At 53.2% G+C, this 26,884-nt stretch carries 25 protein-coding genes and 1 tRNA gene; 14 read left to right on the top strand and 12 right to left on the bottom strand.

The annotated features are described in order from the left end of the window. Positions 1-8: 8 nt before the first annotated feature. Positions 9-1,232 carry an NADH:ubiquinone reductase (Na(+)-transporting) subunit F gene (gene nqrF, locus ACQG2G_RS04365; protein ID WP_013095735.1) on the top strand — a complete coding sequence of 408 codons (1,224 nt, stop codon included), beginning with the start codon at positions 9-11 and terminating at the stop codon, positions 1,230-1,232. Next, positions 1,232-1,438, top strand: a complete 207-nt coding sequence (gene nqrM, locus ACQG2G_RS04370; protein ID WP_020686315.1) for a (Na+)-NQR maturation NqrM — start codon at positions 1,232-1,234, stop codon at positions 1,436-1,438. Before nqrF ends, nqrM begins: the two co-directional genes overlap by 1 nt. 48 nt (positions 1,439-1,486) lie before the next feature. Here nqrM and ACQG2G_RS04375 read toward each other — a convergent pair whose 3' ends face one another. Continuing rightward, on the bottom strand, positions 1,487-2,350 hold the full coding sequence (locus ACQG2G_RS04375) for a glycerophosphodiester phosphodiesterase family protein (protein WP_061771731.1): 864 nt from the start codon (positions 2,348-2,350) through the stop codon (positions 1,487-1,489). Between the two features lie 158 nt (positions 2,351-2,508). Here ACQG2G_RS04375 and dinB point away from each other — a divergent pair, with 158 nt between their 5' ends. Further along, complete coding sequence (dinB, locus tag ACQG2G_RS04380) at positions 2,509-3,567, top strand: DNA polymerase IV (RefSeq protein WP_061771730.1); 1,059 nt, start codon at positions 2,509-2,511, stop codon at positions 3,565-3,567. Positions 3,568-3,631: 64 nt separating this feature from the next. On the opposite strand, the gene ACQG2G_RS04385 is transcribed toward dinB, so the two are convergent. The 3 genes from ACQG2G_RS04385 to pepD form a co-directional block, all read right to left on the bottom strand. Further along, positions 3,632-4,807, bottom strand: a complete 1,176-nt coding sequence (locus tag ACQG2G_RS04385; protein WP_038418736.1) for an IS4 family transposase — start codon at positions 4,805-4,807, stop codon at positions 3,632-3,634. A gap of 142 nt (positions 4,808-4,949) precedes the next feature. After that, complete coding sequence (locus ACQG2G_RS04390) at positions 4,950-6,092, bottom strand: IS481 family transposase (protein WP_426722958.1); 1,143 nt, start codon at positions 6,090-6,092, stop codon at positions 4,950-4,952. A gap of 114 nt (positions 6,093-6,206) precedes the next feature. Further along, positions 6,207-7,664: a cytosol nonspecific dipeptidase gene (pepD, locus tag ACQG2G_RS04395; protein WP_020686318.1), complete on the bottom strand. Its 1,458-nt coding sequence runs from the start codon at positions 7,662-7,664 to the stop codon at positions 6,207-6,209. A gap of 260 nt (positions 7,665-7,924) precedes the next feature. On the opposite strand from pepD, the gene gpt reads away from it, so the two are divergent. From gpt to crl, 3 genes are all read left to right on the top strand, one after another. Then, positions 7,925-8,383, top strand: a complete 459-nt coding sequence (gene gpt / locus ACQG2G_RS04400; RefSeq protein ID WP_003863205.1) for a xanthine phosphoribosyltransferase — start codon at positions 7,925-7,927, stop codon at positions 8,381-8,383. Between the two features lie 104 nt (positions 8,384-8,487). Continuing rightward, positions 8,488-9,732 carry an esterase FrsA gene (gene frsA / locus ACQG2G_RS04405; RefSeq protein ID WP_023620942.1) on the top strand — a complete coding sequence of 415 codons (1,245 nt, stop codon included), beginning with the start codon at positions 8,488-8,490 and terminating at the stop codon, positions 9,730-9,732. Between the two features lie 57 nt (positions 9,733-9,789). Next, a complete protein-coding gene (gene crl / locus ACQG2G_RS04410; RefSeq protein ID WP_023620943.1) occupies positions 9,790-10,191 on the top strand; it encodes a sigma factor-binding protein Crl in 402 nt (133 codons plus the stop codon). Positions 10,192-10,292: 101 nt separating this feature from the next. On the opposite strand, the gene phoE is transcribed toward crl, so the two are convergent. Then, a complete protein-coding gene (phoE, locus tag ACQG2G_RS04415) occupies positions 10,293-11,345 on the bottom strand; it encodes a phosphoporin PhoE (protein WP_013095744.1) in 1,053 nt (350 codons plus the stop codon). A gap of 304 nt (positions 11,346-11,649) precedes the next feature. On the opposite strand from phoE, the gene proB reads away from it, so the two are divergent. The 6 genes from proB (at position 11,650) to ACQG2G_RS04445 (ending at position 18,096) form a co-directional block, all read left to right on the top strand. After that, entirely contained in the window at positions 11,650-12,753 is a 1,104-nt protein-coding gene (proB, locus tag ACQG2G_RS04420) for a glutamate 5-kinase (protein WP_013095745.1), read from the top strand. Between the two features lie 11 nt (positions 12,754-12,764). Further along, positions 12,765-14,018, top strand: coding sequence for a glutamate-5-semialdehyde dehydrogenase (gene proA / locus ACQG2G_RS04425; protein ID WP_061772636.1), 1,254 nt, complete (start codon positions 12,765-12,767; stop codon positions 14,016-14,018). Between the two features lie 111 nt (positions 14,019-14,129). After that, a tRNA-Thr gene (locus ACQG2G_RS04430) sits at positions 14,130-14,202 on the top strand. A 541-nt stretch (positions 14,203-14,743) separates the two neighbouring features. Beyond that, entirely contained in the window at positions 14,744-15,529 is a 786-nt protein-coding gene (locus ACQG2G_RS04435) for a hypothetical protein (RefSeq protein WP_023620944.1), read from the top strand. 1,769 nt (positions 15,530-17,298) lie between these two features. Further along, positions 17,299-17,613, top strand: coding sequence for a hypothetical protein (locus tag ACQG2G_RS04440; RefSeq protein ID WP_038418754.1), 315 nt, complete (start codon positions 17,299-17,301; stop codon positions 17,611-17,613). 162 nt (positions 17,614-17,775) lie between these two features. Continuing rightward, positions 17,776-18,096: a hypothetical protein gene (locus tag ACQG2G_RS04445; protein WP_023620946.1), complete on the top strand. Its 321-nt coding sequence runs from the start codon at positions 17,776-17,778 to the stop codon at positions 18,094-18,096. Here the strand turns inward: ACQG2G_RS04445 and ACQG2G_RS04450 are convergent. The 6 genes from ACQG2G_RS04450 to ACQG2G_RS04475 all read right to left on the bottom strand — a co-directional run bounded on the left by ACQG2G_RS04450 (position 18,093) and on the right by ACQG2G_RS04475 (position 23,456). Next, on the bottom strand, positions 18,093-18,887 hold the full coding sequence (locus ACQG2G_RS04450) for a DUF4225 domain-containing protein (RefSeq protein WP_061772635.1): 795 nt from the start codon (positions 18,885-18,887) through the stop codon (positions 18,093-18,095). The genes ACQG2G_RS04445 and ACQG2G_RS04450 overlap by 4 nt on opposite strands. A gap of 234 nt (positions 18,888-19,121) precedes the next feature. Continuing rightward, on the bottom strand, positions 19,122-19,868 hold the full coding sequence (locus ACQG2G_RS04455) for an SAM-dependent methyltransferase (protein WP_061772634.1): 747 nt from the start codon (positions 19,866-19,868) through the stop codon (positions 19,122-19,124). A gap of 10 nt (positions 19,869-19,878) precedes the next feature. After that, positions 19,879-20,136 (bottom strand): YjhX family toxin, encoded by a 258-nt coding sequence (locus ACQG2G_RS04460; protein ID WP_013095761.1) that lies wholly within the window; start codon positions 20,134-20,136, stop codon positions 19,879-19,881. Between the two features lie 396 nt (positions 20,137-20,532). Then, the gene (locus ACQG2G_RS04465; RefSeq protein WP_061772633.1) at positions 20,533-21,204 is read right to left on the bottom strand and encodes a hypothetical protein; all 672 of its coding nucleotides are present in this window, start codon (positions 21,202-21,204) and stop codon (positions 20,533-20,535) included. A 218-nt stretch (positions 21,205-21,422) separates the two neighbouring features. Next, on the bottom strand, positions 21,423-22,637 hold the full coding sequence (locus tag ACQG2G_RS04470) for a major royal jelly family protein (protein WP_248766791.1): 1,215 nt from the start codon (positions 22,635-22,637) through the stop codon (positions 21,423-21,425). 24 nt (positions 22,638-22,661) lie between these two features. Further along, on the bottom strand, positions 22,662-23,456 hold the full coding sequence (locus tag ACQG2G_RS04475; protein ID WP_061772246.1) for an SDR family NAD(P)-dependent oxidoreductase: 795 nt from the start codon (positions 23,454-23,456) through the stop codon (positions 22,662-22,664). A 99-nt stretch (positions 23,457-23,555) separates the two neighbouring features. Between ACQG2G_RS04475 and ACQG2G_RS04480 the strand changes: the two genes are divergently transcribed. Together ACQG2G_RS04480 and ACQG2G_RS04485 are read left to right on the top strand one after the other, a co-directional pair. Further along, positions 23,556-24,455 carry a LysR family transcriptional regulator gene (locus tag ACQG2G_RS04480; RefSeq protein ID WP_029882445.1) on the top strand — a complete coding sequence of 300 codons (900 nt, stop codon included), beginning with the start codon at positions 23,556-23,558 and terminating at the stop codon, positions 24,453-24,455. 16 nt (positions 24,456-24,471) lie between these two features. Further along, on the top strand, positions 24,472-24,981 hold the full coding sequence (locus ACQG2G_RS04485) for a hypothetical protein (RefSeq protein ID WP_045292999.1): 510 nt from the start codon (positions 24,472-24,474) through the stop codon (positions 24,979-24,981). A 31-nt stretch (positions 24,982-25,012) separates the two neighbouring features. Here the strand turns inward: ACQG2G_RS04485 and ACQG2G_RS04490 are convergent, their stop codons facing one another. After that, complete coding sequence (locus ACQG2G_RS04490; protein ID WP_061772245.1) at positions 25,013-26,797, bottom strand: diguanylate cyclase; 1,785 nt, start codon at positions 26,795-26,797, stop codon at positions 25,013-25,015. Between the last annotated feature and the right edge of the window lie 87 nt (positions 26,798-26,884).

A 26,884-nucleotide genomic window follows, 5' to 3' on the forward strand; every position in this document is an offset into this window, starting at 1 on the left:
GCTAACTGATGGAAATTATGCTTGGCGTGGCGATGTTCACGCTGATTGTACTGGTGCTGTCGGGGTTGATTCTGGTGGCGCGTGCGAAGCTGGTGAATTCCGGCGATGTCATTATCGATATCAACGATGAACCGCAAAACCAGATCCGCACGCCAGCCGGCGATAAACTGCTGAATACGCTTGCCGGCAACGGCATCTTCGTCTCTTCGGCCTGCGGCGGCGGTGGCTCCTGCGGGCAGTGCCGCGTAAAGGTGAAAGAGGGCGGTGGCGATATTCTGCCCACTGAGCTGTCGCACATCACCAAGCGTGAGGCGAAAGAGGGCTGCCGTCTGGCCTGTCAGGTCGCGGTGCGCCAGAACATGAAAATTGAACTGCCGGAGGAGATTTTCGGCGTTAAAAAATGGGAATGCGAAGTTATCTCCAATGATAACAAAGCCACGTTTATCAAAGAGCTTAAACTGCGGGTGCCTGAAGGAGAGAGCGTTCCGTTCCGGGCGGGGGGCTATATCCAGATTGAATGCCCGGAGCACACCGTAGCCTACGCTGACTTCGATGTGCCTGATGAATACCGTGCCGACTGGGATAAATTCAACCTCTTCCGCTTTGTCTCTGAGGTTAAAGAGCCCGCGCTTCGTGCTTACTCCATGGCGAACTACCCGGAAGAGAAGGGTATCATCATGCTTAACGTGCGTATCGCCACGCCGCCGCCAGCGGTACCGCATGCGCCGCCGGGCATCATGTCATCGTATATCTGGTCATTAAAACCGGGCGACAAGGTAACCATCTCCGGCCCGTTTGGCGAGTTCTTTGCGAAAGAGACCGATGCCGAAATGGTATTTATCGGCGGTGGTGCAGGTATGGCGCCGATGCGTTCGCACATCTTCGACCAGCTCAAGCGGCTTGGCAGTCAGCGTAAAATCAGCTTCTGGTACGGGGCGCGTTCGCTGCGTGAGATGTTCTATGATGATGAGTTCGAACAGCTGGCGCGTGAAAACCCTAACTTCACCTTCCATGTGGCGCTCTCCGATCCGCAGCCGGAAGATAACTGGACCGGCCATACGGGCTTCATCCACAACGTGCTGTATGAAAACTACCTCAAACAGCATCCTGCGCCGGAAGACTGCGAGTTTTATATGTGTGGTCCGCCAGTGATGAACGCCGCCGTGATCAAGATGCTTAAAGATCTGGGCGTGGAAGATGAGAACATCCTGCTGGATGATTTTGGAGGCTGATGATGCTGACGTTTCTGGCAACCTTCGCGGTCTTTGTACTGGTCATATTCGGCATGTCGTTAGGCTGGATCATCAAGCGCAAAAGCATTCAGGGCAGCTGCGGTGGGATCTCGTCCATTGGCATGGAAAAAGTCTGCGACTGCCCGGAACCGTGCGATGCCCGTAAAAAAAGGATGGCGCGGGAGCAGCAGCGCCGAATTTTGTAAATCGCGACGTAACGATAACAGCAGGCCGCATTATTGCGGCCTGCTGGCTTATTTAGCCCACGCTTTTGCGGCGGCGGGCGAGTCGACCATCACCGCATCCGCCTGCAGCGCCTCTGCCTTTTTATAATCTTCGGCGGTGTTCACGCCCAGCAAGATAACGTGACTGTTGCCCTGCGAGCGGAAACAGTCCATGGATTCTTTATCCCATGTGAGGGTTGAGTGGGACACCCCTTCACCAAGGGTAAATTTCTCAACCACGTCAACGGTTCTGTTCAGCTCTAGCGCGTACCAGTACTCCTGCATCGTCTGCTCTGGTGGCAGGCACTGGTGGCTCAGCGATACCGTTACCAGCCTGGAGCGCGTTTGACTGCGGGTAACAAAGCGTGGGATTGCTGCCGGAAGCGAGGCAAGATAACGGTCCTCAGTAGAATAAACCCTCACCCGCCCCAGACTCTGGGTCTCATTAAGCACCGCAAGAAGCGCTTTTCCCATCGTGGCCGGATCGGCGTCAGGTGATTTGATATCAATATAAAACCGGGTTTGTGGCCAGGTTTCCAGCACGCTTTTCAGGGTGGGGATCGTCACCCCTTTGCCACGCCACGGATGGGTTTCACCGCCCCAGCTCCAGCCAGCGTCAACCGCCGATAACTCCGCAAGCGTGTAGTCCGAGATTTTGCCTGTTTTGTTCGTCAGCGCTTTTAAATCAGAAGGACGATACAGGACCGGAACGCCATCTTTACTGAGCTGCACGGTTATCCAGACTGCCTGAGCCTGATTCTCTAAGGCCAGTTTGATCGCTTGTACTGTGTTTTCTGGCGCATCGGCTGTTCCGCCCCGGTGGGCAACGATCTGTGGGCCAGCGAAGCTCGTTCCCGTCACGAGCAGCAGAGAGAGCGCGAGTATTTTTCTCATGAATTTATATCCTTATTCACATAAAAAATTAATATATACAACAAGTTACGTGTTGTTTTTTTGTATCATATTTTTATGACAAATAAGAGAAGGTAAATCTGCTGTCGCATTTTTTAGACTTTGATATACTGTATATAAATACATGTGTGGTGGTCGTGATGCGCAAAATAATCCATGTCGATATGGACTGTTTTTTTGCCGCAGTGGAGATGCGTGACAACCCGGCGCTGCGGGATATTCCTATTGCCATTGGCGGTAGCCGTGTCCAGCGCGGTGTAATCAGCACCGCCAACTATCCTGCGCGCAAATTTGGCGTGCGCAGCGCCATGCCTACCGCCATGGCCCTTAAGCTCTGTCCTCATCTCACGCTTTTACCCGGTCGGTTTGAGGCGTACAAAGAAGCGTCCCTGCATATCCGCGAAATCTTCTCTCGCTACACCTCACTGATTGAACCTCTGTCGCTGGACGAAGCTTATCTTGATGTCACCGACAGCGTGCACTGTCACGGCTCCGCGACGCTGATGGCGCAGGAGATCCGCCGGACTATCTTCCTGGAACTGAATCTGACCGCGTCGGCAGGTGTCGCACCGGTGAAATTCCTCGCCAAAATAGCGTCCGATCTCAACAAGCCCGACGGCCAGTACGTTATTACCCCGGAAGAGGTCCCGGCGTTTTTAAAAACGCTGCCGCTCGGCAAAATCCCGGGCGTAGGCAAAGTCTCTGCGGCAAAGCTGGAAAGCATGGGGTTGCGAACCTGCGAAGATGTGCAGCGCAGCGATTTAGCCATGCTGCTTAAACGCTTTGGAAAATTTGGCCGCGTGCTGTGGGAGCGCAGTCAGGGGATAGACGAGCGCAGTGTCAGCAGCGAGCGGTTGCGAAAGTCGGTCGGGGTTGAACGCACACTGATTGAAGATATTCATGACTGGTCTGAATGCGAAACCATCATTACGGAGCAGCTCTATCCTGAGCTGGAACGGCGCTTAATCAAGGTCAAACCGGACCTGCTGATTGCCCGTCAGGGCGTGAAGCTTAAGTTCAATGATTTTCAGCAGACGACTCAGGAGCATGTCTGGCCGCGCCTGAATAAAGAGGATCTCATCGCGACGGCGAAAAGGGCCTGGGATGAACGTCGGGGCGGGCGAGGGGTCAGGCTGGTGGGGTTACACGTTACCTTGCTGGATCCGCAGCTGGAACGTCAGCTGGTATTGGGATTGTAAAAAGGCCAGTGGCGCGACGTTGTTCACCCTCTCCCAAAGGGCTGAGGGATCCCCAGTAATATGGTCATGCCACCATGACCATATTACTGTACTCTTTTCCCAGCTTTTTCATCTCGTTAACTATATTCAGCCGTCTTACTTTCCCGGGCTCATGCCGGATGACTTCTTCCGCCAGACTCAGGTATGACAGAACCCGTCTGTGCCTGATGCTGCTTGCCTGATAGTGCCAGTGTAAACACTGCCTTTCTGCCCTGTAACCTGCCAGCCACATCACCAGGCTTGCCATTGCCGCGACCATATTCAGCACTTCCAGTCGCCCTTTTCCCTGACTCCGGCTCAGCCTCAGACCGAACCCGAAGCGTGGACTTTTGTCGTCCCGGAAGTTTTGTTCTATCTGCATTCTGCGGCTGTACAGGGCCATTATCTGGTGCGGCTCCAGTCCCTCTGCATTACTGAACAGCAGCCAGGGCTCCCGCGCGCTACTGCGGTGTTCCCGCTGTGTTTTCGGCATCCCCCCTTTTCCCTGACGCCCTGCGTCAGGGCGCTTATGCAGATAGAACCGGCCGTAACAGGGCGTTCGTGGTTTACGGGACAGGACACCGTAACCCACGCAGACCGGTTGTCCGGTAGCCTCAAGCTCACTGATTTTCATCCACTTTTTATCTCCATCCAGCCGGAAGCTGATGCAGCCCCTGACCCTGCCGGTGAAGCTCCAGCCCAGCTGGCTGACATGCCGGAACCAGTCTGTCCGGAAGCCTGCATCCGTAATGATGGTGACGGCTTTATCTTTCGGGATGGCATCATGCAGGCGGTCAAGGAAGCGGCACTGTACATCGCTGTTCTGCGCCAGCTCTGCGGGGACAACCTCACTCATAAGCGGCAGTGAGCGACCATTACAGACCAGGCTTGCCCGCAGAAGATACCAGTTCCTGTCATGCCAGCCTGTCCAGTCGACAGCAATCACACAGAAGGGCATCAGGGAGGTGATGGTATGTGTGAGCAGGTGCTGAATACGGGGAATATCCCGGTGAAGGGCGGTATTACCCAGGGCACGGTCAACACGTTTAATTTTATTTTTGACGTGCGCCCTGCCGGGAAGAGTGCGACCAAGGCTGGTCAGGGTCAGATCCGCACCGTGCGTGAGGGCAACGGCCATGGAAACAAGGACATTAATCCGGAAGCTGTGAACGTCCGGTAAAGACGCGGAGAAAAATTTCTGGCAGACTGTCTGTAAAGGCACGATGAGGTCTCTTCTGATTTGTTAGCGCAACCAGTAGATCACACTTCATCGTGCTTTTCATTTTTCTGGGGAACCCTCAGCCCACAGGGTGTACAGTCCGGGGACATGGTAGACAGGTGTTCGGGGACATGGTGAACACTTTTTAACATCCTTTACCCATGGTGATCGACTTTTTCTTCAGGTCGATCACCCCCACTTTTGTGCTGTACCACCACACCTCGTAGCGGCCGTCTTCCTGCATCTCCTTCAGCCCGACCCGTTCTTCCCTGAATGCCTTGCCTGCGCTCAGACTTACCCCTTTCACGCTCAGCTTTCCGCTGATATCCACTTTCCTGACCATCACGCCCTCGTCGTATTCCGGGGGCGTTGTGTTGCCGCTGTACTGCCGTGCAGACGGCTGATACCGCGAGCCCGGTACCGCCATGTCCAGCGCCTCATGCGGGCGTTCAAGGTTATAGACCGTCCTCCAGTGGTCGAAGGCGCGCTGCAGTTCGCCCTCGTTCGCGAACCACTTACCCTGCAGCACCTCTGCCTTCAGGCTGCGATGAAAACGCTCCAGCTTGCCCTGCGTCTGCGGATGATACGGCCGGGAGTGCCCCACCCGGATACCATGGCGCATCAGCCACAGCTCCAGTGCCGTCCAGGTGCCGGTGGTGTCTCCCCACGGGGCGCCGTTGTCCATTGTCATCCGGTCCGGCAGGCCGTAGCGTTCAAACACGCTGACCAGCCGCTGCTGCACGGTCTCACGCCGTTCATCGGTACAGTGCGCCAGGCACAGGGAAAAACGGGAGTGGTCATCCAGCAGGGTGAGCGGATGGCAGCGGCCACCGCCAAAGGGAAAGTGGCCCTTAAAATCCATCTGCCAGAGCTGGTTCGGCGCGTCATGTTCGAACCGCCCCGTGGCGGGAATGCCCGGAGAAGTGCCCGGCAGCAGGCCGTGACGGGCCATCAGGTTATGAACGGTGCTGAAGGCGGGCATACGGTGCCCCTGGTCTTCGAGCCAGCGCTTTATCTTGCGTGCGCCCCAGCGTTCATGGCGGTCATGGGCCATACGCAGCAGGGCAGTGATGTCGTCAGACGAGCGGTTCGGGGAATGGTGCGGTATGCGCGGGTGGTCCTGAAGGCCGGCGGCCCCTTCCTCCCTCCAGCGGCGAAGCCACTTGTAGCCGGTGGCAGGTGAAATGCCGAAGCGACGGCAGAGGGAACGGATGTTCGCCCCGTCCTGCGAGGCGAACAAAACAAACTCAGTACGTAATGACATGGTATCTCTCGCATCCCAGGGCATAAGCGACTCCATAAACGGGTTCTTATGCCTTAGTTGTAAGTGTCTACCATGTCCCCGAACAAGTGTTCACTATGTCCCCGGACCGTACAAAGGGAGAGGGCTGGGGTGAGGGTATTACTTAGCAGGAATCGCTTTCAGCAGTTCAGTCAGCAGGGTCCAGTAATGGCCCACGCTTTCAATGTGAACCTGCTCATCCGGCGAGTGCGGCCCGGTAATGGTTGGCCCAATGGAGACCATGTCCATGTTCGGGTACGGCTTCTTGAACAGACCACATTCCAGACCCGCGTGGATCACCTGAATGTTCGGGGTGCTGTTGAACAGACGCTGGTATGTTTCACGCACCAGTGCCATCACCGGAGAGCTTGCGTCCGGCTGCCAGCCTGGGTAGCTGCCTTTGGCAGAGGTTTTCGCTCCGGCCAGCGTGCCCAGAGATTCCAGCATGCTCACCACATACTCTTTACCGGTGTCGATAAGCGATCGGATCAGGCAGATGATCTCTGCGCTGTCGTCGCCCATGGTGACCACGCCCACGTTCAGAGAGGTTTCAACCACGCCTTTCGCGACGTCTGAGTTGCGGATCACGCCGTTTGGCGTCGCGTTTAACAGCTGAATAAAGGTGTCACGAGACTGGGTGGTCAGCGCGGCTTTATCCGTGGACACGGACTCCAGCACCACGGTCAGGTTCTTCTCTTTCGCGGACAGTTCGTTTTTCAGGATATCCAGATAGACGCTGGAGAGCTTTTTCAGCTCGTCCGCTTTGGCGGCTGGAACGGCTACCGTCGCGAACGCTTCACGCGGAATTGCGTTGCGCAGCGTACCGCCGTTGAAATCGACCAGACGCAGGTCCAACTCAGCCGCGTGGCCCGCCAGGAAGCGTGCCAGCAGTTTGTTGGCGTTGCCCAGGCCTAAGTGAATATCACCGCCGGAGTGGCCGCCTTTCAGCCCTTTCAGCGTCAGCTTGAAGGTCTGGAAGCCAGCAGGTACCGCTTCACGGGAAAGCGGCAGGGTAGAGATAAAATCAATCCCGCCCGCGCAGCCCATGTAGATCTCGCCTTCTTCTTCGGAGTCGGTGTTGATCAGAATATCCGCCTGCAGCCAGTTCGCCTGCAGACCAAACGCACCGTCCATGCCCGCTTCTTCGGTCATGGTCAGCAGCACTTCCAGTGGACCGTGCTGAACGCTGTCGTCCGCCAGTACCGCCAGCGCAGAGGCCATACCGATACCGTTATCTGCACCCAGCGTGGTACCGCGCGCTTTCACCCAGTCGCCGTCGATGTACGGCTGGATCGGGTCTTTCGTGAAGTCGTGAACGGTGTCGTTGTTTTTCTGTGGCACCATGTCCAGGTGCGCCTGCAGCACAACCGGTTTACGGTTTTCCATGCCTGCGGTCGCCGGTTTGCGGATCAGAATGTTGCCAACCTGGTCGCGTTCAGCGTGCAGACCTTTTTCCTTCGCCCAACCCATAATATGTTCGGCAAGCTGTTCTTCATGGTAAGACGGGTGTGGAATGGAGCAGATTTTGGCAAAAATATCCCACAGCGGCTGGGGAGATAATTGAGACAGTTCAGACACGATAAGTCTCCTTGTCGATGCCCTGCAAAGCGAGTTGCAGGTCACAGGGTTAGCAGGTTAATAGTTACCACAAGTCAGGCTTGCGAGATGCAACTGAGAATACCACTTTCTCCGATGGCTGGTAGCATAAAGCATGTAAAAACTCAGGCAGAGGGCGCTAAACACTGGTTTTTAGTGCGTCAGATCTCTATAATCTCGCGCAACCTATTTCCCCCTCGAACACTTTTTAAGCCGTATAAAAACAGGCTGGGACACTTCACATGAGCGAAAAATACGTCGTCACCTGGGACATGTTGCAGATCCACGCACGCAAACTGGCCGCGCGTCTGATGCCTTCTGAACAGTGGAAAGGCATTATTGCCGTTAGCCGTGGCGGTCTGGTACCGGGGGCGCTGCTGGCGCGTGAGCTGGGTATTCGTCATGTCGATACCGTCTGCATCTCCAGCTATGACCACGACAACCAGCGTGAGCTGAAAGTGCTGAAACGCGCGGAAGGTGACGGTGAAGGTTTCATCGTTATTGATGACCTGGTGGATACCGGCGGTACCGCGGTGGCTATCCGCGAAATGTACCCAAAAGCACACTTCGTCACCATCTTTGCGAAACCAGCGGGCCGCCCACTGGTGGATGATTACGTGATTGATATCCCACAGGATACCTGGATTGAACAGCCATGGGACATGGGCGTGGTCTTCGTACCGCCTATTTCCGGCCGTTAATTTCCGTACGTAACTTTACACGCCCGGCTATGCCGGGCGTTGTTCTTTTTATCCTGCCACGCGTTACAATGGACACTATATGACGTATCCATGGAGGCAACGCAATGACGCAGGCGAATCTCACCGAGACACTCTTCAAACCCCGTTTCAAGCACCCTGAAACCTCGACGCTGGTGCGTCGCTTCAATCCGGGGAACCAGCCTGCCGTCCAGTCTGCATTAGACGGTAAAAACGTGCCTCACTGGTATCGCATGATTAACCGCCTGATGTGGATCTGGCGTGGTATTGATCCGCGTGAAATCCTCGATGTGCAGGCGCGTATCGTCATGAGTGAAGCCGAGCGTACCGACAGCGAACTCTACGATACGGTGGTGGGTTACCGCGGCGGCAACTGGATCTACGAATGGTCGAAACAGGCGATGCTCTGGCAGCAAAAAGCCAGCCAGGAAGAGGACGCCACCCTCAGCGGCAAGCACTGGCTGCACGCAGCCAACCTTTACGCCATTGCCGCCTATCCGCACTTAAAAGGGGATGAACTGGCAGAGCAGGCGCAGGCGCTGGCAAACCGTGCCTATGAAGAGGCTGCCCAACGCTTGCCGGGCCGGATGCGCGAGCTTGAGTTCACCATTCCCGGCGGCGCGCCCGTGACCGGGTTCCTGCATATGCCTGAAGGCGACGGCCCGTTTCCGACCGTGCTGATGTGCGGTGGGCTGGATTCGCTGCAAATCGACTATTACAGCCTGTATGAGCGTTACTTCGCCCCAAAAGGGATCGCGATGCTGACGCTTGATATGCCCTCTATCGGTTTTTCCTCTAAATGGAAACTGACGCAGGATTCCAGTCTTCTGCACCAGCATGCGCTGAAAGCGCTGGAAAACATTCCCTGGGTCGACCACACCCGCGTCGCGGCGTTTGGTTTCCGCTTTGGGGCGAACGTGGCCGTGCGTCTGGCCTATCTTGAGGCGTCACGCCTGAAGGCCGTAGCCTGTCTTGGGCCGGTGGTTCACGCTCTGCTCAGCGATCCTGCCCGTCAGGGCAGCGTGCCGGAAATGTACCTCGACGTGCTGGCCAGCCGCCTTGGCATGCATGATGCTTCAGACGAAGCGCTGCGCGTGGAACTCAATCGCTATTCGTTAAAAACGCAGGGCCTGCTGGGACGCCGGTGTCCAACGCCGATGCTGTCCGGCTTCTGGAAAAACGATCCGTTCAGCCCGGAAGAGGAGTCACGCTTAATCACATCGTCATCTGCGGATGGTAAATTGCTCGAAGTTCCCTTCAGCCCGGTGTATCAGAATTTTGACAAAGCGTTAAAAGAGATTACGCGTTGGATCGCCCAGAGATTGTGTTAAGAGATTGCTAAATTTTGATGGTTTGGTAAAACAGTGGCTTCACAAAAGGAGATCGTAATGACGTTACCGAGTGGACACCCGAAAAGTAGATTGATTAAGAAGTTCATGGCTCTTGGCCCGTATATTCGAGAAGAGCAGTGTGAAGAGAATCGCTTTTTTTTCGACTGCCTGGCTGTATGCGTCAACGTGAAGCCTGCACCCGAAAAACGTGAATTCTGGGGCTGGTGGATGGAAATGGAAGCAGAAGAGAAACGTTTTACCTATAGCTACCAGTTTGGCCTGTTTAATAAAGACGGCAACTGGCAGGCCACCACCATCAAAGATCAGGAAGTGATTGACCGCCTGGAATATACCCTGAAAGAGTTCCACGACAAGGCGCGCGATTTACTGGCCACGCTGGACCTGAAGCTTGAGCCTGCGGATGATTTTTCCAGTGAAAAGGCGAAATTGACGGCGTAAAGATGAAATAATGCCGGGTGATGATCCCGTAGGCCCGGTAAGCGCAGCGCCACCGGGCACAAAAAAACCGGCTTAATGCCGGTTTTTTTATTACTGCCGACTCAGAACTGGTAGGTCATACCCAGGGCAACGATATCATCGCTGCTCACGCCCAGTTTGTTATCGTCATCAATCTGGTTGATTTTATAATCAACAAACGCGGACATATTTTTGTTGAAATAATAGGTCGCGCCGACGTCGATATATTTCACCAGATCTTCATCGCCAATGCCTTCGATATCCTTGCCTTTAGACTGGACATAACCCAGGGATGGACGCAGACCGAAATCGAACTGATATTGTGCGACCACTTCAAAGTTCTGCGCTTTATTGGCAAAGCCGCCAGAAATTGGGGTCATATTGCGGGTTTCGGAGTACATCGCCGCCAGGTAGATATCGTTCGCATCATATTTCAGACCGGTTGCCCAGGCTTCGGCTTTTTTGCCTTCGCCGCGGGTCAGCAGGTTCTGCGCGTTGGTACGGTCAGAGTTGGTGTACGCGCCGCTTACCGCGAAATCGCTGCCGCCAAAGTCATAGGTCAGAGACGTACCAAAACCGTCACCGTTCTGTTTTTTGACGTCGCGGTTTTCGTTTTTACCCTGATATTGCAGGGTCATATCCAGACCATCAACCGCGCCAAAGAAGTCGGTGTTACGGTAAGTGGCAAGACCGCTTGCACGCTTGGTCATGAAGTTATCGGTCTGCGCGGAAGAGTCGCCGCCAAACTCAGGGAACATATCGGTCCACGCTTCCACGTCATACAGCGCGCCCAGGTTACGACCGTAATCCAGAGAACCAAAGTCTTTCAGCTTCAGACCGGCGAATGCCAGACGCGTTTTCTGAGTGGAATCGCTCTCTGCTTTGTTGCCCGCAAATTCCGCTTCCCAACGGCCATAGCCCGTCAGCTGATCGTTAATCTGAGTTTCACCTTTAAAACCGAAACGCACGTATGTCTGGTCACCATCTTTTGAATCGTCGTCGCTGATGTAGTGCATTGCTTTAACTTTGCCGTACACGTCCAGTTTGTTGCCGTTTTTATTATAAACTTCGGCAGCGTGAACAGATGCGGAAGCCACAACGCCCATAACCATTAATGCCAGAGTGCTCTTTTTCATTTTCGATCCTGTCTTATAAACGCGCTTAAAAATTCGCTGGACGATAAGCTCATGCTTAAGTCCCGTGAAAAAACAGAAAGGGTTTTAACGTTACGGAATGAAACTTTTATGACAAATTAAGATTAATTTTAAAAAACTGTGATTTATTATTTCGGTAATAAAATTGTCAAAATCCGCCGCTACGCTTCCTGATCCCGCGCAACAAAGTGTTTCGCGATGTGCTGTGGCAGTTGGCAACGGGCCTGACACCTGTTAAAACGTTCGTTCGACATCACTTTCCCTTATCGTTGAACGGCAGAGAATCATGAGTGACAGCCAGACGCTGGTGGTAAAACTCGGCACCAGTGTTTTAACAGGCGGATCGCGCCGCCTAAATCGCGCCCACATTGTTGAGCTTGTACGTCAGTGCGCTCAGCTGCATGCCGCAGGGCATCGTATTGTTATTGTGACCTCCGGGGCGATTGCCGCCGGGCGTGAACATCTGGGTTACCCCGAACTCCCCGCGACGATCGCCTCTAAACAGCTGCTGGCCGCCGTGGGACAAAGCCGACTCATTCAACTCTGGGAACAGTTGTTCTCAATCTATGGCATTCACGTCGGGCAGATGCTGCTGACGCGCGCGGATATGGAAGACAGAGAACGCTTCCTGAACGCCCGCGATACGCTGCGCGCGCTGCTGGACAACAATATCGTCCCGGTGATTAACGAAAACGACGCCGTGGCTACCGCTGAAATCAAAGTGGGTGACAACGATAACCTCTCTGCGCTGGCGGCGATCCTGGCCGGTGCCGACAAGCTCTTGCTCCTGACCGACCAGCAGGGGCTGTTTACCGCAGACCCGCGCTCCAACCCGGAAGCTGAACTGATTACCGATGTACACGGCATTGACGATGCGCTGCGCGCCATCGCCGGCGACAGCGTCTCTGGCCTGGGAACGGGCGGCATGGGCACTAAACTGCAGGCGGCGGATGTGGCCTGCCGCGCCGGGATCGACACCATCATTGCGGCGGGCAGCCGTCCTGGCGTCATTGGCGACGTGATGGAAGGCATTTCCGTCGGCACGCGCTTCCACGCCCAGGAATCCCCGCTGGAAAACCGCAAACGCTGGATTTTCGGCGCGCCGCCGGCAGGTGAACTGACCGTGGATGAAGGGGCGACCGCCGCGATTCTGGAAAGAGGGAGTTCATTGCTTCCTAAAGGAATTAAAAACGTGACAGGCAACTTCTCACGTGGTGAAGTGATCCGTATCCGTAACCTTGAAGGTCGCGACATCGCTCACGGCGTCAGCCGCTACAACAGCGATGCTCTGCGCCGTATTGCGGGTCACCACTCACAGCAGATCGACGCCATTCTGGGTTACGAGTATGGCCCGGTTGCCGTGCATCGTGACGACATGATTATTCGTTAAGGAGCCAGAAAATGCTGGAACAAATGGGTGCCGCCGCCAAGGCCGCCTCTTACAAACTGGCGCTCCTTTCCAGCCGCGAGAAAAACCGCGTGCTGGAAAAAATCGCTGATTATCTGGAATCGCAGTCGCAGAAAATCCTCCTCGCCAACGAACAGGATCTGCTGGAAGCGCGCCGCAATGGTCTGAGCGAAGCGATGCTCGACCGTCTGGCGTTGACCCCGGCACGCCTGAAAGGCATCGCCGACGATGTCCGTCAGGTTTGTAATCTGGCCGACCCGGTCGGGCAGGTGATTGACGGCGGACTGCTCGACAGCGGTTTACGTCTGGAGCGCCGCCGCGTGCCGCTCGGCGTTATCGGCGTGATTTATGAAGCCCGTCCGAACGTGACGGTGGATGTCGCTTCCCTGTGCCTGAAGACCGGTAACGCCGCTATTCTGCGCGGCGGGAAAGAAACCTGGCGCACCAACGCCGCGACGGTGAAAGTCATCCAGCAGGCGCTGCAGGAGTGCGGCTTACCGGCAGGTGCCGTGCAGGCTATCGAAAGCCCGGACCGTGCGCTGGTGAACGAGATGCTGCGCATGGACAAATACATCGACATGCTGATCCCACGCGGTGGCGCGGGCCTGCACAAGCTGTGCCGCGAGCAGTCGACGATCCCGGTGATCACCGGCGGTATCGGCGTGTGCCATATCGTGGTGGACGAGAGCGCCGAAATTGCACCGGCGCTGAAGATTATCGTGAATGCCAAAACCCAGCGTCCAAGCACCTGTAATACCGTTGAAACGCTGCTGGTGCATCAGGGTATCGCAAACACCTTCCTGCCAGCCCTGAGCAAGCAGATGGCCGAGAGTGGCGTCACGCTGCACGCGGACGAGAAGGCGCTGGCGCTGCTGAAAGACGGCCCGGCGACGGTGGTGCCGGTAAACGCAGAGCAGTATGACGACGAGTTCCTGTCTTTGGATCTGAACGTGAAAATCGTGGCCGATCTCGACGACGCTATCGCACACATCCGTGAGCATGGTACTCAGCACTCTGACGCCATCCTGACGCGCACGCTGCGCAATGCCGACCGCTTTATAAACGAAGTGGATTCTTCTGCCGTGTACGTGAACGCATCAACCCGCTTCACCGACGGTGGACAGTTTGGTCTGGGCGCGGAAGTGGCCGTCAGCACGCAGAAACTGCACGCGCGTGGTCCGATGGGCCTGGAAGCGTTGACCACCTACAAGTGGATCGGCATCGGCGACGATACGATTCGTGCGTAAATAATCACGGGTGATGCAAAAATAGCCGTTTGATTCAAAAGGGCATTGACGCATCACCCGGATAGATCTAACCTTTTGCCCCGTGGTTACGCTCGTAACCGGCCTCTCAGGGCCGATATAGCTCAGTTGGTAGAGCAGCGCATTCGTAATGCGAAGGTCGTAGGTTCGACTCCTATTATCGGCACTCATACAACAAAATCCTTTAAAAACAATGACTAAAGGCGATTATCGCTCTCAAGGTACAGTCTTTTTTTAAGGGATTCTATGACCAACAGTTGCCGCTATGGTTAACAGTGGCTATTCAGGGATGTTAGCACGTAGCGGCCTGTAGTTGTAAAGCTCGAACAGGTACAAAGCGTGAACAGTCCACACGAACCGCTATCAACTCGAAGCTGATGACGCTGCCAACGTCTCTAAATCCTCCCGAAACAGATTGATCAGACGCATTTAAGCCCGATGTGTGGCCGTATGAGCCACGTAAACAGGTGAATAGTGGTAAACGTACCTGCACACGACATGCAGGCTCTGCCAGCGCTTCGCTCACGCTCCGAAAGGTACACGAGCACCCTGATAAGGTGTGATCCTTCTGAACACTGATGTAGTCGCCAAACGGCTCCGCTTGTCTCCTTACCACTAACGGGGCTTTATGGCTTCTATTGTCGTTAACAGTCCAATCACTGTACACTCAAGGATAATAGAAAGTCCCATTGAGTGAGAATGCCAGAGTGCTTGAGAAAATTAACGAACAAAGGATTGAGCCTCATAAGGTTACGAAACCCATACAACTTCTTGCTGCATGGATGGTGGGTTTAGTGGTGACTAACAGCAGTTTTTTGATCGCAGCCTCCCAGATGACAGATCAGAGTTGGGAAAAGGGATTTTTAGTGGTTGCGGCAGTAATCAATGTTCCGCTTTTTCTTTTTGCATTATTTTTACTTCAAACGCGTTTTAGGGCTGAGTTGCAAGAAGATACTTACTATTCTGAATATTTAAGTAAGAAAACTTCAACTCCTATTAAACTGGATAAAAATACTGAGCAGGATGCAAGAATAGAAAGGGTTGAGAGGCTTGTTTCGCAGCTATCTGCACAAAAAATAGAACAAGATAACGTTTTTGCAGAAGGTGAGCTTGATTGGACTGAATGGCCTGTTAGTCTAAATCGCTATCATCCTAATTTTAAAGAAATTAAAGCAGCACTCAAGGCTGCCAAAATACCAATCACATCCTATTTCGGGATGAAGGAAAAACTACCAAGCAGATGGGTTATTTCACTTAGCCGATTTTTACCCATTACCCACAAAACTGCCATTCTCAGGGAACTCATTTCCTTTAAGTTTGATGGGTTCCAGCTATGGGAGCCAATGAGGGAAGCTGAAGAAAACGAGGACGTTTATATCGGTAGTTATGGTAGCTCTCCCGTAGCGCCAATAAACAATGACCTCAGAGAACTTCTCATGCAGGATGAAATTGAGGCGTCTGAACTAGACTTTCTTTATGAAATTAACTCATGACAGAGCTACATTTATCAATAACAGTTGTTATTAGATGTTCAGTTTGTAGTAGGTCTGATTTACCTCATCCTGAGTAATATCAAGGTACGTCATAGTGACTGCTGGGCTGCTATGGTGCAGAGATCTTACTGATCGTCTCTATTGGTGTTCCTGCCCCTCACAGCGCACGGCCCCGACAGTTACGGGCATTGTGGCTGCTCTAAACCCGAAAAAGTTGAACTTGTGAAAACGTGGGACCGTTTATCCATTTTAATCCCTTGAAAAGGAAGGGGCATCAAGCCCCTTCATTCAACATTAACCAGCGTGACGGTAGGATTCACGCACACCATCACGATAACCATCAGCAAACGCTGCCTGAGGACTTTTGTGGCGAACGGTTCCCGCCTGGCTATCAGGTAAGGAGGCTAAGTCTACCCAAACCTGCCCCGTGCGAGACAAGCCAGCGCGGTAACCCTGATCGTAAGCGCAGCCGCAACATTTATGGCGACCCTCACCACCTTGATCGTGAGGTAAGCTAATGAAAAGAGTGTTGTAACGGTGTGATTGTTTACAAATAGTCATGTATTGCTCCTTATGAGCGTCATTTTATGGTTTACATGATCCTCTTTGCCTGGCACAATCAAGCCGTGAAAAATGAAGGCAAGGCTAAGATTCATACGAGTTTGGCGACTCGTATTGGTCATGCTTTGTAAGCCGGGTTCATGCAAATGAATCCGGTTTTTTTACGCCTAAAATTCAGGCGCGGCACTATATGTGGGGGTGGTCAATCAATAGCGGCCCCACATAGTCGATATTCTAGTGATGATTCTTTTGTGCACAAGGGTTGATTTTGACGTTAAGTTAAGGCTGTGAAAGGGTAAAAAAGGCTAAGTCCTCGTACCGTAAGGCCTGGAAGACATGTCAATAATTAAGAAAAAAAATTCAAAATTTGATCGAGTGCTGATTTCTTCAACATGATTTTGAGTATATAGATTCATGTTACTGGTAACTATGAGAAAAACACGCGATTGAGTATTCGTCTCTGGTGCTTAAAATAATCAGGCACGGAACTGTTGGTGATCTGCTAGACCGCCAGCCCAGACCCTCCGTAAAAAACCAGAATGTTCACCAAATATCCTACAGCCGACACTCCCCGCAATGCACTTCACCACTTAAACCCATAGGCCATCACAACATTGAAAATTTGCCACAACAGAGCATTTTACTGTTCGTTTTCTGTTCTATTTAACATAATGGTACAAAAATCTACTTGTCTGAAATAGTCAGGTAATGCTTTTCGGAACGTTGAGGCCAAGCAGGGCAATCAGAAGCGATTTCATCAACTCGAGACAGACAGTTGGAAAGATTTAGAATAGTTATCTTATTCAATGTTATTGGATTAGTTTACCTGGCGACCACACAATTACAGGTTTCAGAGCTCTGAGTATGCCAGCGCAATAACTCGGTTTGGCCCGCCATACTGCGGAGAACACTTTCACTACGACCAGTTTTATTTCCTCAACTAACTTGATACGTGTACGGCTAATATCGCTCAATTACATGACTTAGATTTAATTTAACTGAGGCCCTTGAAAAACGATTATTTTTGGTTTCGCACAACTCTTAATGTGGGCCTGCAGCTTCGTAACATCATGGTTCAACCAGGACAATAATAAGGAGATTGAGTCTGCCAAAACTTTAGGCTGGATTGCTGCAAAGTTCATCAGTATGATTGCTCGCACAATCAGTGAATGAAAAATAACTTTCTGGAATATAGAGGACGATACGACATGAAAGTGACTGATGAGACTTTGTTGAATTCTGGGTTTACACCATCGGACTTGCAGAAGATGAAGAACAACGTTGAAAGCTACGGTGGAACGTTGGGGAATGCCATCAAGGATCTGGCCACGCGTTTTGTTCTCACTGTGTGGGTTGTATCTGGTTGCCTTGCTGTATTCATTTTTCTGATGATATTCGCATCTGAAGAAAGTGTTTTTTCTGGTGGTATTGGCCTTTCTTGTGGTATCGCGGTTGCAATTATTATCCAACCACCTTTGCTTGCCTATAAATCGTGGCGATTCTGTAGGGGGAGTGAAAAATAATCAGTACCATTCTCAGTCGTCAGAAGAACAAACAATTATGATTGTTCACCATAGCAAGAGGGCTAGCATGGTGCTTGCCGCAAAGTTTCGGCTGGATTGCGATAAAGTACATCAGTATACTCATCCCTCGAAACGGACATTGCATGAACAGAGGAGAGAAGGATGAAGATCACAGAAGACTCTTTGTTGCATTCTGGATTTACTCGCAAAGAAATACAAAAGTTAAAAAATAATATCGCGAATTATGGCGGGGATCTTGATGAGGTAGTCCACGATTTAGCAAGAAGATTTAAAACTCTACTATGGATTTTCTCTTGTGGCATACTTTTTTTCATCTATCTCGTTTTTTCAAAACAGGATGATCATTGGTATGTTTTCTCAGGAGGGATTTCAATACTGATTGTTTTCTTGATATGTGGTTTTGCTCAGCCACCAATCATTTCCTACAAATCATGGCGGCATGTCAGGTCTGAAAAAAGTTAATCAATACTCATCAGATCAAAGATGACCTTGGCCTTCAAACCATATCCCACGATTTTCATTGTGAGTTTTGGAGTGCTCATAGTTGTCACTTTCCGATAGTAGTCGCTTGGTATATAACGGAAAAGCCTCCACGCTTCAGCTTTCCTCGACAAGCCAAAGATGGTGTAAACGCTTGCGCTTAAAGAAAAAGATTTGTAAACAGCGAGTCCAGTTTCAGGCTTAAATCCCATGAATTGTGCTATTTCCATTGATTGAACAGCAGCTATTCCCTCTGACTTTGCATTGCTGTCTCTTTTAAAATTAATAAACTCTTTTGATATTCCATTCATACCATCTATAACAAGAATTGCACCTGCAAGAATACCAATAGGTGTCCCGGTAAACATGAGCATTGCCCCACCAAATGCGGTCACTCCGGATATCACAATATTTACTGCCGAAATCACATACCCAACAATTTTATTGTTTTCCCAAACAAACTCGACCTTCGCATAAAGCTGAGCGGACCTGGTCCTTAACAAGCGCTCTTGCTCAAGAAGATTCTCTTTTTCGGCACGCAGATTTTTGAGGCATTCAATGCATTCTTCATCGGTTTTCGCCCGCCGTGCTGTCGCGAACTCTTTTTCTACGACCTGTTTTATTTCCTCAACAAATTTGATACGTGTTAGACCATCTTGTAAATAGTAAGCTGACAGTCGATTTGCAGTTTCGATGACCTTTCGGGCTTCCAGATTCACCATCGTATCTGACCAGGTTCTGTTCCATCCCCTGTTAAGCAGCGCAATATCCATCATGCTTCCTTCATTAATGTGCCTGGCTGTTTTACGGGCAATATATTCGCCTCATCGGTTTTTCTCAATAGACGATCCCCTGGTATTCATCTCGCGCCAGTAAAAGAATAACCACCTGTAATTACGATGACGAATAAAGGGAACGATTAACGATAATTAAATGCGACAGGCGTAATATTATGCGCTCCCTGCAAAAAGGCGATATAACCTTTGGGTTATATCGCCTGCTCCTTTTTATCGTGCGATTAAGGCAAACACGCCCCAGCCAAAGTATTCCCGCGTATACGTCACATGGCGTTTAGGCGCATTCGTCAGCTCTGCCCGAACCTCATGCGCAAAGTCATCGTCAGGGTTCTCCTCCAGCCAGCGGCGCATGGTCAGCCATTTAGCGGCTTCATACCGATCCCAGCCTTCCTGGTCTGCCAGTACCATTTCGACCAGGTCATAGCCCTGTTCATCGAAAGAGGCGACAAGGTCGGGCAGGGTGAGGAAATCGGCCACCGACGAGGCGCCACAGGCCAGGGCAATCTCTTCCGTTGCAGGTACCTGACGCCAGTACGGTTCGCCGATAAGCACCAGTCCGCCTGGATTAAGGCTCTTTGCCAGCAGTTCGATCGTCCGGGCGACGCCGCCCGCAATCCAGGTGGCCCCTACGCAGGCCGCCACGTCGCATTTTTCATCCGCGACATAGCCCGCCGCGTCGTTATGAATAAAATGAACATGTTCACTGACGCCAAGCTCTTCTGCGCGCAGCTTTGCCTGTGCGGTGAAGAGCGGGCTCATGTCGATGCCGGTACCGGTAATGCCGTAGTCACGTGCCCAGGTACACAGCATCTCTCCCGAGCCGCTGCCGAGATCGAGAATGCGCGCGCCTGGCTTCATGCGTAACACGCGGCCCAGCGTGGCGTACTTCTCTGGCGTGAAGGGGTTGTGAATGCGGTGTTCACTTTCGCTGATAGTAAAAATACGTGGGATATCCATAATCCTCTCCTTATCGATTATCAGGCTGGGCGCGAACGTTGTTCAGCCCGGTGGTATTGATGCGGTAGGGCTGACCGTTGACGGATTTGATCAGCTTTTTGGTTTTGAGTTTTTTAAAGACGGCGAGTGTGCAGTCGGTGAGCAGAAGCCCTTCCCGGCTGTAGCATTCAACAGAAGTGACGCGGCCAGATGCATCGCGGACGTGCACAATACGTCCACCTTTAGCGAGAACGTGTAAGGTACGTTGTTCCTGACGGGATAAATTCATACTGGAAAACCTGTTTAATCATCATGTGCAAAACGTGCAAACACACAACGGTGTCCGCATTCGATTTCGGCGCATTGATAATCAGTCCGGCCTGAAAGGTCGGGGGGCTGATTATCAGATGATTACATTCTCCAGCATCAAAGCCTCGGGTAGAGTTGAAAGGTATTTACGAGGCGAATGATAACACCGCTTTTTGGTAAGTGAATAGCCAGGGATAAAAAGTGTGATCCAGGAGGGGAGGGGCGGCGCCAGTATGTTGTATTCCCGGCAGGCTGGAAGTGAAAAGGTAAGCCTGTGGTCCGGCTATCTAGCTTTCTCATCCTGAAACCTCATGGTATTTCAGGATGAGCATACTCGATACAAGCCCGCACGAAGCGGGCCGTACAGCAAATCACATTACAGCTTCAGCAAACGCGGCAGCTGGTTATCCAGTTCCAGCAGACAGCTCTTCATATAGCTTTCGGTTTGAGTGGTCACTTTTTGGTAATTATTTGCACTCCACTCGCTCAGTGGCGCTTCAACTGGCGTAGGGGCGCATTCCGCTACCGTAAACGCAGAGAACATATTTCCGCTTTCCGGGTGTTTATAGAACAGGACTTTATATTTCAGCTGATAGAGAGGCGTGGTCGCGGTGGCGTCTTTATAGATCAGCGCCCAGGTTGCTTTACCAATATAGAGCGGCTGCTTGTAAACGTGGCCATTGCCTTTTTCGTTCAGCCACTTGCTGATATTTTGTTTCGCTTTAGGAACAAACCAGCTGTTCGTCGGGTTTTGCAGGGTTTCGATCGCTGTCCCTTTATAGTTCTCTTTATCAAAGTCACCGGAGTTAATGTTACCGGTTAACGCGCCGAGAACGGCAAGCCCCATACCGGCTGCGGCATGCGTCGGGGTCACTTCGCGCAATGTATTGTCGGCGATACGGTTGTCATTCAGTTCCGGTAGTGCTGATACGCTATAAATATCAATTGCGCTGCCATTTGCCGCTTTCACGGTGTCGGGTTTTACCGAGCCAGCACAGCCCGCAAGAATTAAGGATGCAGATACAATCGCTAGAAGACGAACTTTCATTTTCTCTCCATGAGATAATTTTATTTAGGTGGCTGCGTGGATGTTCCTGAGCCGAAAAGGGCCGTTTATCTTGCCCGGCAGAGTTGTCAGCCTGCAGACACAGGCTGACAACTACCCAGATAAATATCGACTCCCTGACCTTGTTCTTTAGTCAATCAGCCACATTCCTTTGACCCGCATCAATAATCGTTCGCGATTATCCAGCCACGGGTATTTTATTATTCGCCCGTATTATGTGATGCACCGAGAGGCAAACGCCACAAATCATAGCGTTCCTCTCCGGGTTTAACGGCTCCCGCGAAGTGGTCATTGAGGCGACTCGAGGTAAAGATCAAATCCCCGTCCGGACGGATTGCCGGTGTGTCTGGCCAGTAAACGTCTTCGCTGGCGGCGATAAGCGACATAGCGCGGTGCTTCGGATCAAACCGGACAATGCCGTTGCGGGTAACATCCGTGATATAGAGGTTGCCCTTTGCATCGGTTACAAGACCGTCGGTGTTACCGCCCACCACGCCAAGATCCTGGATACTGGCGGCAATCTGCGCATCGGTTGATCCTGCCTGCCTCAGCAATGCCGTGGGCACTGCCCAGGCATGTGTTCCCGTTGTGACCGTCCAGTAGAGCGTGCCCGCATCCGGGGAGAGCGCAATACCGTTGATGCCAATCAATAAGGGTTTACCCGGCCAGACTTCCGCACCGTGTGAAATCACGTTGACGCCCGGCTCAATCTGTAGCGCAGGGTGACGGTCGAGCACGCGTCGCGCCGTGCCGGTGGCGAAATCAACGACGATAAGGCCCACGCGGTTTTCCGGTGCGCTCCGCGAGCCGCTATCGGAGATATAGGCGACGCGGCGTTTCTCATCGACAACCACATCGTTCAGGAAGCTGGCTTTGCGGTCCGCCACGCCATCCAGGGCGATACGTTTAAGGGTGCGGCCTGTGTTGAGATCCAGCACGACCAGTTTCTGCGAGCCCACGGGCGACTCCGCTTCGCCTGCGACAAACCCCATGTCCAGCGCCCATAGCCAGCCATTTTGACGATCAATATAAAAGCCAAGCACGTTGCGCAGGTTCTGCGCGGGATCGGTGTTTACCGCGTTCCCCTCGCGGGACGGAAACGCCGTCAGGCGGGCAGGGCCGGACTGCACAGTCGTATCCAGAATGCTCAGTGTGGCGGGGGCGGCGGCAGAAACCAGCCGGGGAGTACTGACAAAGGCCCGGCCCTTTGCATCAAAATGGATACCGGCAATGGGCGCGTTAACCGAGCCGGAAAACCGCGTCGGCGTTTGCCCATTCTGCGGGGTATCCCAGCTCACGCCAGCATAGCTGCGCCAGCGTTCAAGGGGCTGGAGCGTCGCCGCACTGGCGAGACTCGGGAAAGCGATCAGCGCCGCCAGCGCAATGGCGGACAGACTACGGGTGCGAATGAACATGAAAAGGCTCCGGTGAGTTCAGCATTAAAGGATGGAACGGAACGTGCCGCCCTCGACGCGTACAGCCGCCCCGTTGGATGCCGCGCCCAGTGGGCTGGCTAACAGAGCGACCATCGCCGCGATCTCGTCTGCCTCAATCATTCTGGCGATCAACGAGCTGGGGCGGTAGGTCTGGAAGAAATGCGCTTCGATCTCCCGATCGGTCATATCCGGGGCAGGCGCGGTCTGGCGAAGGTACTCAATAATGCCGTCCGAGCGCGTCGCCGACGGCAGCACGCTGTTAACCGTCACGCCGGTTCCCCGGGTCAGTTCGGCCATACCGCGCGAAACAGCAAGCTGCGCTGATTTGCTGACGCCGTAATGCACCATATCTGGCGGCGTAAAGGCACCCACTTCGCTGGATATAAAAATTACCCGTCCCCAGTTCCGCTCCAGCATGCGCGGGAAGTAGTGGCGTGAGAGGCGGACGCCGGACATCACATTGGTGTTGAACATGCGCAGCCAGTCTTCGTCGTTAATATCCGCGAAGGCTTTGGCTTCGTAGAACCCCAGGTTATTAATCAGAATATCGGTATCAGGGCAGGCGGCGAACAGGGCTTCTGCTCCATTCATGGTACCGAGGTCAACGACAACGGTGGAGACCTGTGCGTCAGGCGTCGCGTCGGTGATGGTGGCCGCGGCTTTTTGCAGCTTTGCCGGGTCGCGTCCGGTAAGGGTGACGGCAATCCCTTCTTGAGCGAGCGTGCGGGCGATGGCCAAACCAATGCCTGCGGTTGCGCCCGTAACCAGCGCGGTCTTACCGGTGAGTTGAAGATCCATAGTGTTTACCCTCTGATGATGAATGTAGCTCACTTTACTCATCACTCCGGAGGGGATAAATTAGCCAGATTGAAAAACATTTGTTCCTGAAAGAGCAAAATGAGCCGCAAATTCGATTATCTCGGAGACGTTGAAGTCTTCATTACTGTCGTTGAACACGGCTCTTTTACGGCCGCAGCGGTTGTCCTTTCCACCACACCCTCTGTCCTGAGTCGCGCGGTTTCCCGCCTGGAAGCGCGGCTTGGACGGCAGTTATTACAGCGAACGACCCGCCGCGTGGGGCTGACGGAGGCCGGACGCGTTTATCTGGAACAGGCGAGGTCTGCGTTTGCACTGCTTGATGACGCCGAACGCGAGGGGCGGGGCCAGGAAGGCGATCTGACCGGTCGCGTGCGAATGAGCGTTCCAACCACCTACGGGCACTACCGTCTGCCGCCGCTGCTGGCGCGCTTTGCCCAACACTATCCACGCGTTCAGGTGGAGCTGAACATCACCAATCGCAACGTTGATTTGATTGCGGAGGGATTCGATCTGGCGATTCGCCTGGGGCAGTTGCCCGACAGTGGGTTAGTCGCGCGCAAGCTGGAGGACGCGGCGCTGCTGCTGGTCGCATCGCCTGATTACCTGCACCGCATGGGGAGCCCGCAGACGCTGGAGGAGTTGCATCGTCACACCTGCCTGCCCTTTATCATGCCGCGTACCGGGCGCATTGCCCCCTGGGTGTTTCGTGATGAGGAGCGTGATATTGACTGGCTGCCGGGTTCAACTATCGAAATCTCAGACGATGTACTCGGCGTGGTTTCGCTGGCGGAACAGGGGATGGGGATCTGCCAGAGCTATGAATTTATCGTCCGCGACAGGATACAGCGCGGTCAGTTAGTCGAGGTGCTGCCACACCTGCGTGGACGGTCGCGGCCGTTCTCCGTGCTCTTCGCGCCACACCGACGCCAGTCGGCGGCCACCCGGGCGATGATTGATCTTCTTACCACCCAAAAATGACAAGGATATGTCCACTATGAAAAAAGAGACTTATACCTTTTGGCTCCCACTTATCGCGGGCGGTATAGCCCTGCTATCTGGTTTTGTGGTCTGGTCAGTTAACGTTTATCGCGTGACATACCTTACGATCCGCGGGGAGCAGTATCTGGCCGGAGGGGCGTTGCTGCTGGCGTTGGTGCCGATGGTTATTTTTATCAGAAAGGGACGACTGAAAGGTAAGCGTGTTGCTGGCGCGATAAAACTATACCTCGGCTTCTTCATTTGCAGCCTGCCGGTTGCCATGTTCGTGATTTTTACAACGGCCTGGCTACTGGAGGGAGACTATTCCTCATGGAGCAAACCTTACCGGTATGAATCCAGTACCCGCCACAGCTGCTCGGGGGCAGAAGTCTACGAGCCGGAGTTAAAAAAAGAGATCCGTATCTGTAACCCGAAGGGTAACGTCTATTCCAACTCTACCCTGTACGTGGAAAAGCGGAGTAATGCACTGGGGATTGTGGTGCTCTGGGCGATCACGCGCGCCTGAACCGGTGAAGATCAGGGCGCGAAAATCACCGTCAGCCCGCTTCCAGCATCCCAAAGCTCACAATACGCGCACGGCCCAGCTCTTTCGCCCGGTATAAGGCCACGTCGGCAGCGCGCAGCAGGTTATCGCTCTGAGCGTGCTGCGGATAGCTGGCAACACCAATCGACACATCCACCGGGCCAATCTCTGAAAGCCCATAGCGCAGCGACAGTTCATGCACGCCGTTATAAATCTCTTTGGCGCATGCTTGCGCTGCCTCCTCATCTGCACCGGTGAGAAGCGCCAGGAACTCTTCGCCACCGTAGCGGAAGGCCAGCCCGGTATCATGTACCGCCCGTTGAATAATAGTTGCCACGCTTTTGATCACCAGATCGCCGGCCTCATGACCAAAGCGGTCATTGATACTTTTGAAGTGGTCGATATCGATCATCAGGCAGCTTACCGGCTCTTTATTGCGGACAGCCTGCGCCATTTGGGTGCGTAGGGTATCTTCCAGATGATGACGGTTACGCAAGCCGGTGAGCGGATCGAAGAGAGCTTTTTCCAGCAGGGCATCGCGCAGACGTTGGTTGGCCAGCGCCAGGCCGAGCGCTTCAGCCATCAGCTCCAGATAAGCACGGGACGGTGCCGTTTCAGGCGTGATGTTCTGGAATGAGAGCAACCCAATCGCTTCGCCCTGAGCAATTAACGGAACGCACAATGATTGCTGTGCCTGTGATTCAGGCAGATGATAACAGCCGATATCCGGCTCGCCGTTCACCGGCGGATGGCTTTGACCACGCCGGACGGCCCAGCATTCGTCAGGATGGAAGGGATTTTTCTCCCCTTCAGGCGACAGCCATTCAGCCGCGCAGCGCATTTGCCACGGATCGCGCTCCAGAATATACAGACGCCCGGAAACCCCCGGCGCGATATTGGGCGCAAACAGCTCCGCCACATTCATCACGTCGGCAAAGTTTTCACAGCCCTGAAGCCGCTGGGTCATTCGCGCCAGCAGCTCGCGGATGGCCCAGTCAGCATCGCGCTCTTTTTCCAGCCGCTGCCTTGCCAGCCCGTTCTCGCGGAAGATGCGGATGGCCTGCGCCATATCGCCTATTTCATCAACCTGGGTGAAGTTTGGCGTTTCGACGGCGTAATCCTGCGATGCCAGACGATGAACCACGTCACTCAGACGTACCACCGGACGGAGCACGCGGCGCTTGAGGATAAAGCCCATCACAAACAAGAAGAGCAGGGCGGTCAGGCCGACCATCACCTCAGAGGCAGTGCGAAGCGTTTTCGACGTTTTGGTCGCAGCCTGCACGTCGGCAATAATGCGTTTGTCCAGCAGCATACGAAAGCGTTCAATATTGTTCTGTGCCCGTTCGAGTTCCAGCTCATAGCTGTTACCAAAAAGCAGCGCAACGGCCTGCTGTTCTTCGCCCCGGGCGATGCCGTCAATGGCCGCCTGCTGTTCATCCTGGAGTTCGTCTACTATTTTCAGTCCGTCATACAGCAGTCCCAGCTCTTCGCCCGATGCTCCCGTGTTTTTGAGCTGGCGCAGCGTGTGTTCAATATTCTTCAGTTCAGCTTCTTTCGTCTGATATTTCTTAAGTACATCGGGCTCTTTTTTGATCACGTAAAGGCGCGCCAGATCGGAGAGCATCCAGGTATCTATCTCGATCTCTTCCGTAATCTGATCGAAGATTTGCCGTTGTTTAACGGCTTCACGTTCGATGTTATCGGCATGGGAAGCCATCAGCATGACGATGCCGGAGGCAATGGTCAGGCACACCGTGACGCCATAAGCCCAGTTTGTGATCGTGGCGATTCGCACCTGTTGATTTCCTCTGCGACAAAAATGGAAGAGCGTTCTTTTAAGATTATAGAAAACCGCTGATTTATGGCGAAAAAAAAGGCGGCA

Source organism: Enterobacter cloacae complex sp. 382A5 (assembly GCF_050031095.1).
In the GTDB taxonomy this organism is placed as follows: Bacteria; Pseudomonadota; Gammaproteobacteria; order Enterobacterales; family Enterobacteriaceae; genus Enterobacter; species Enterobacter cloacae.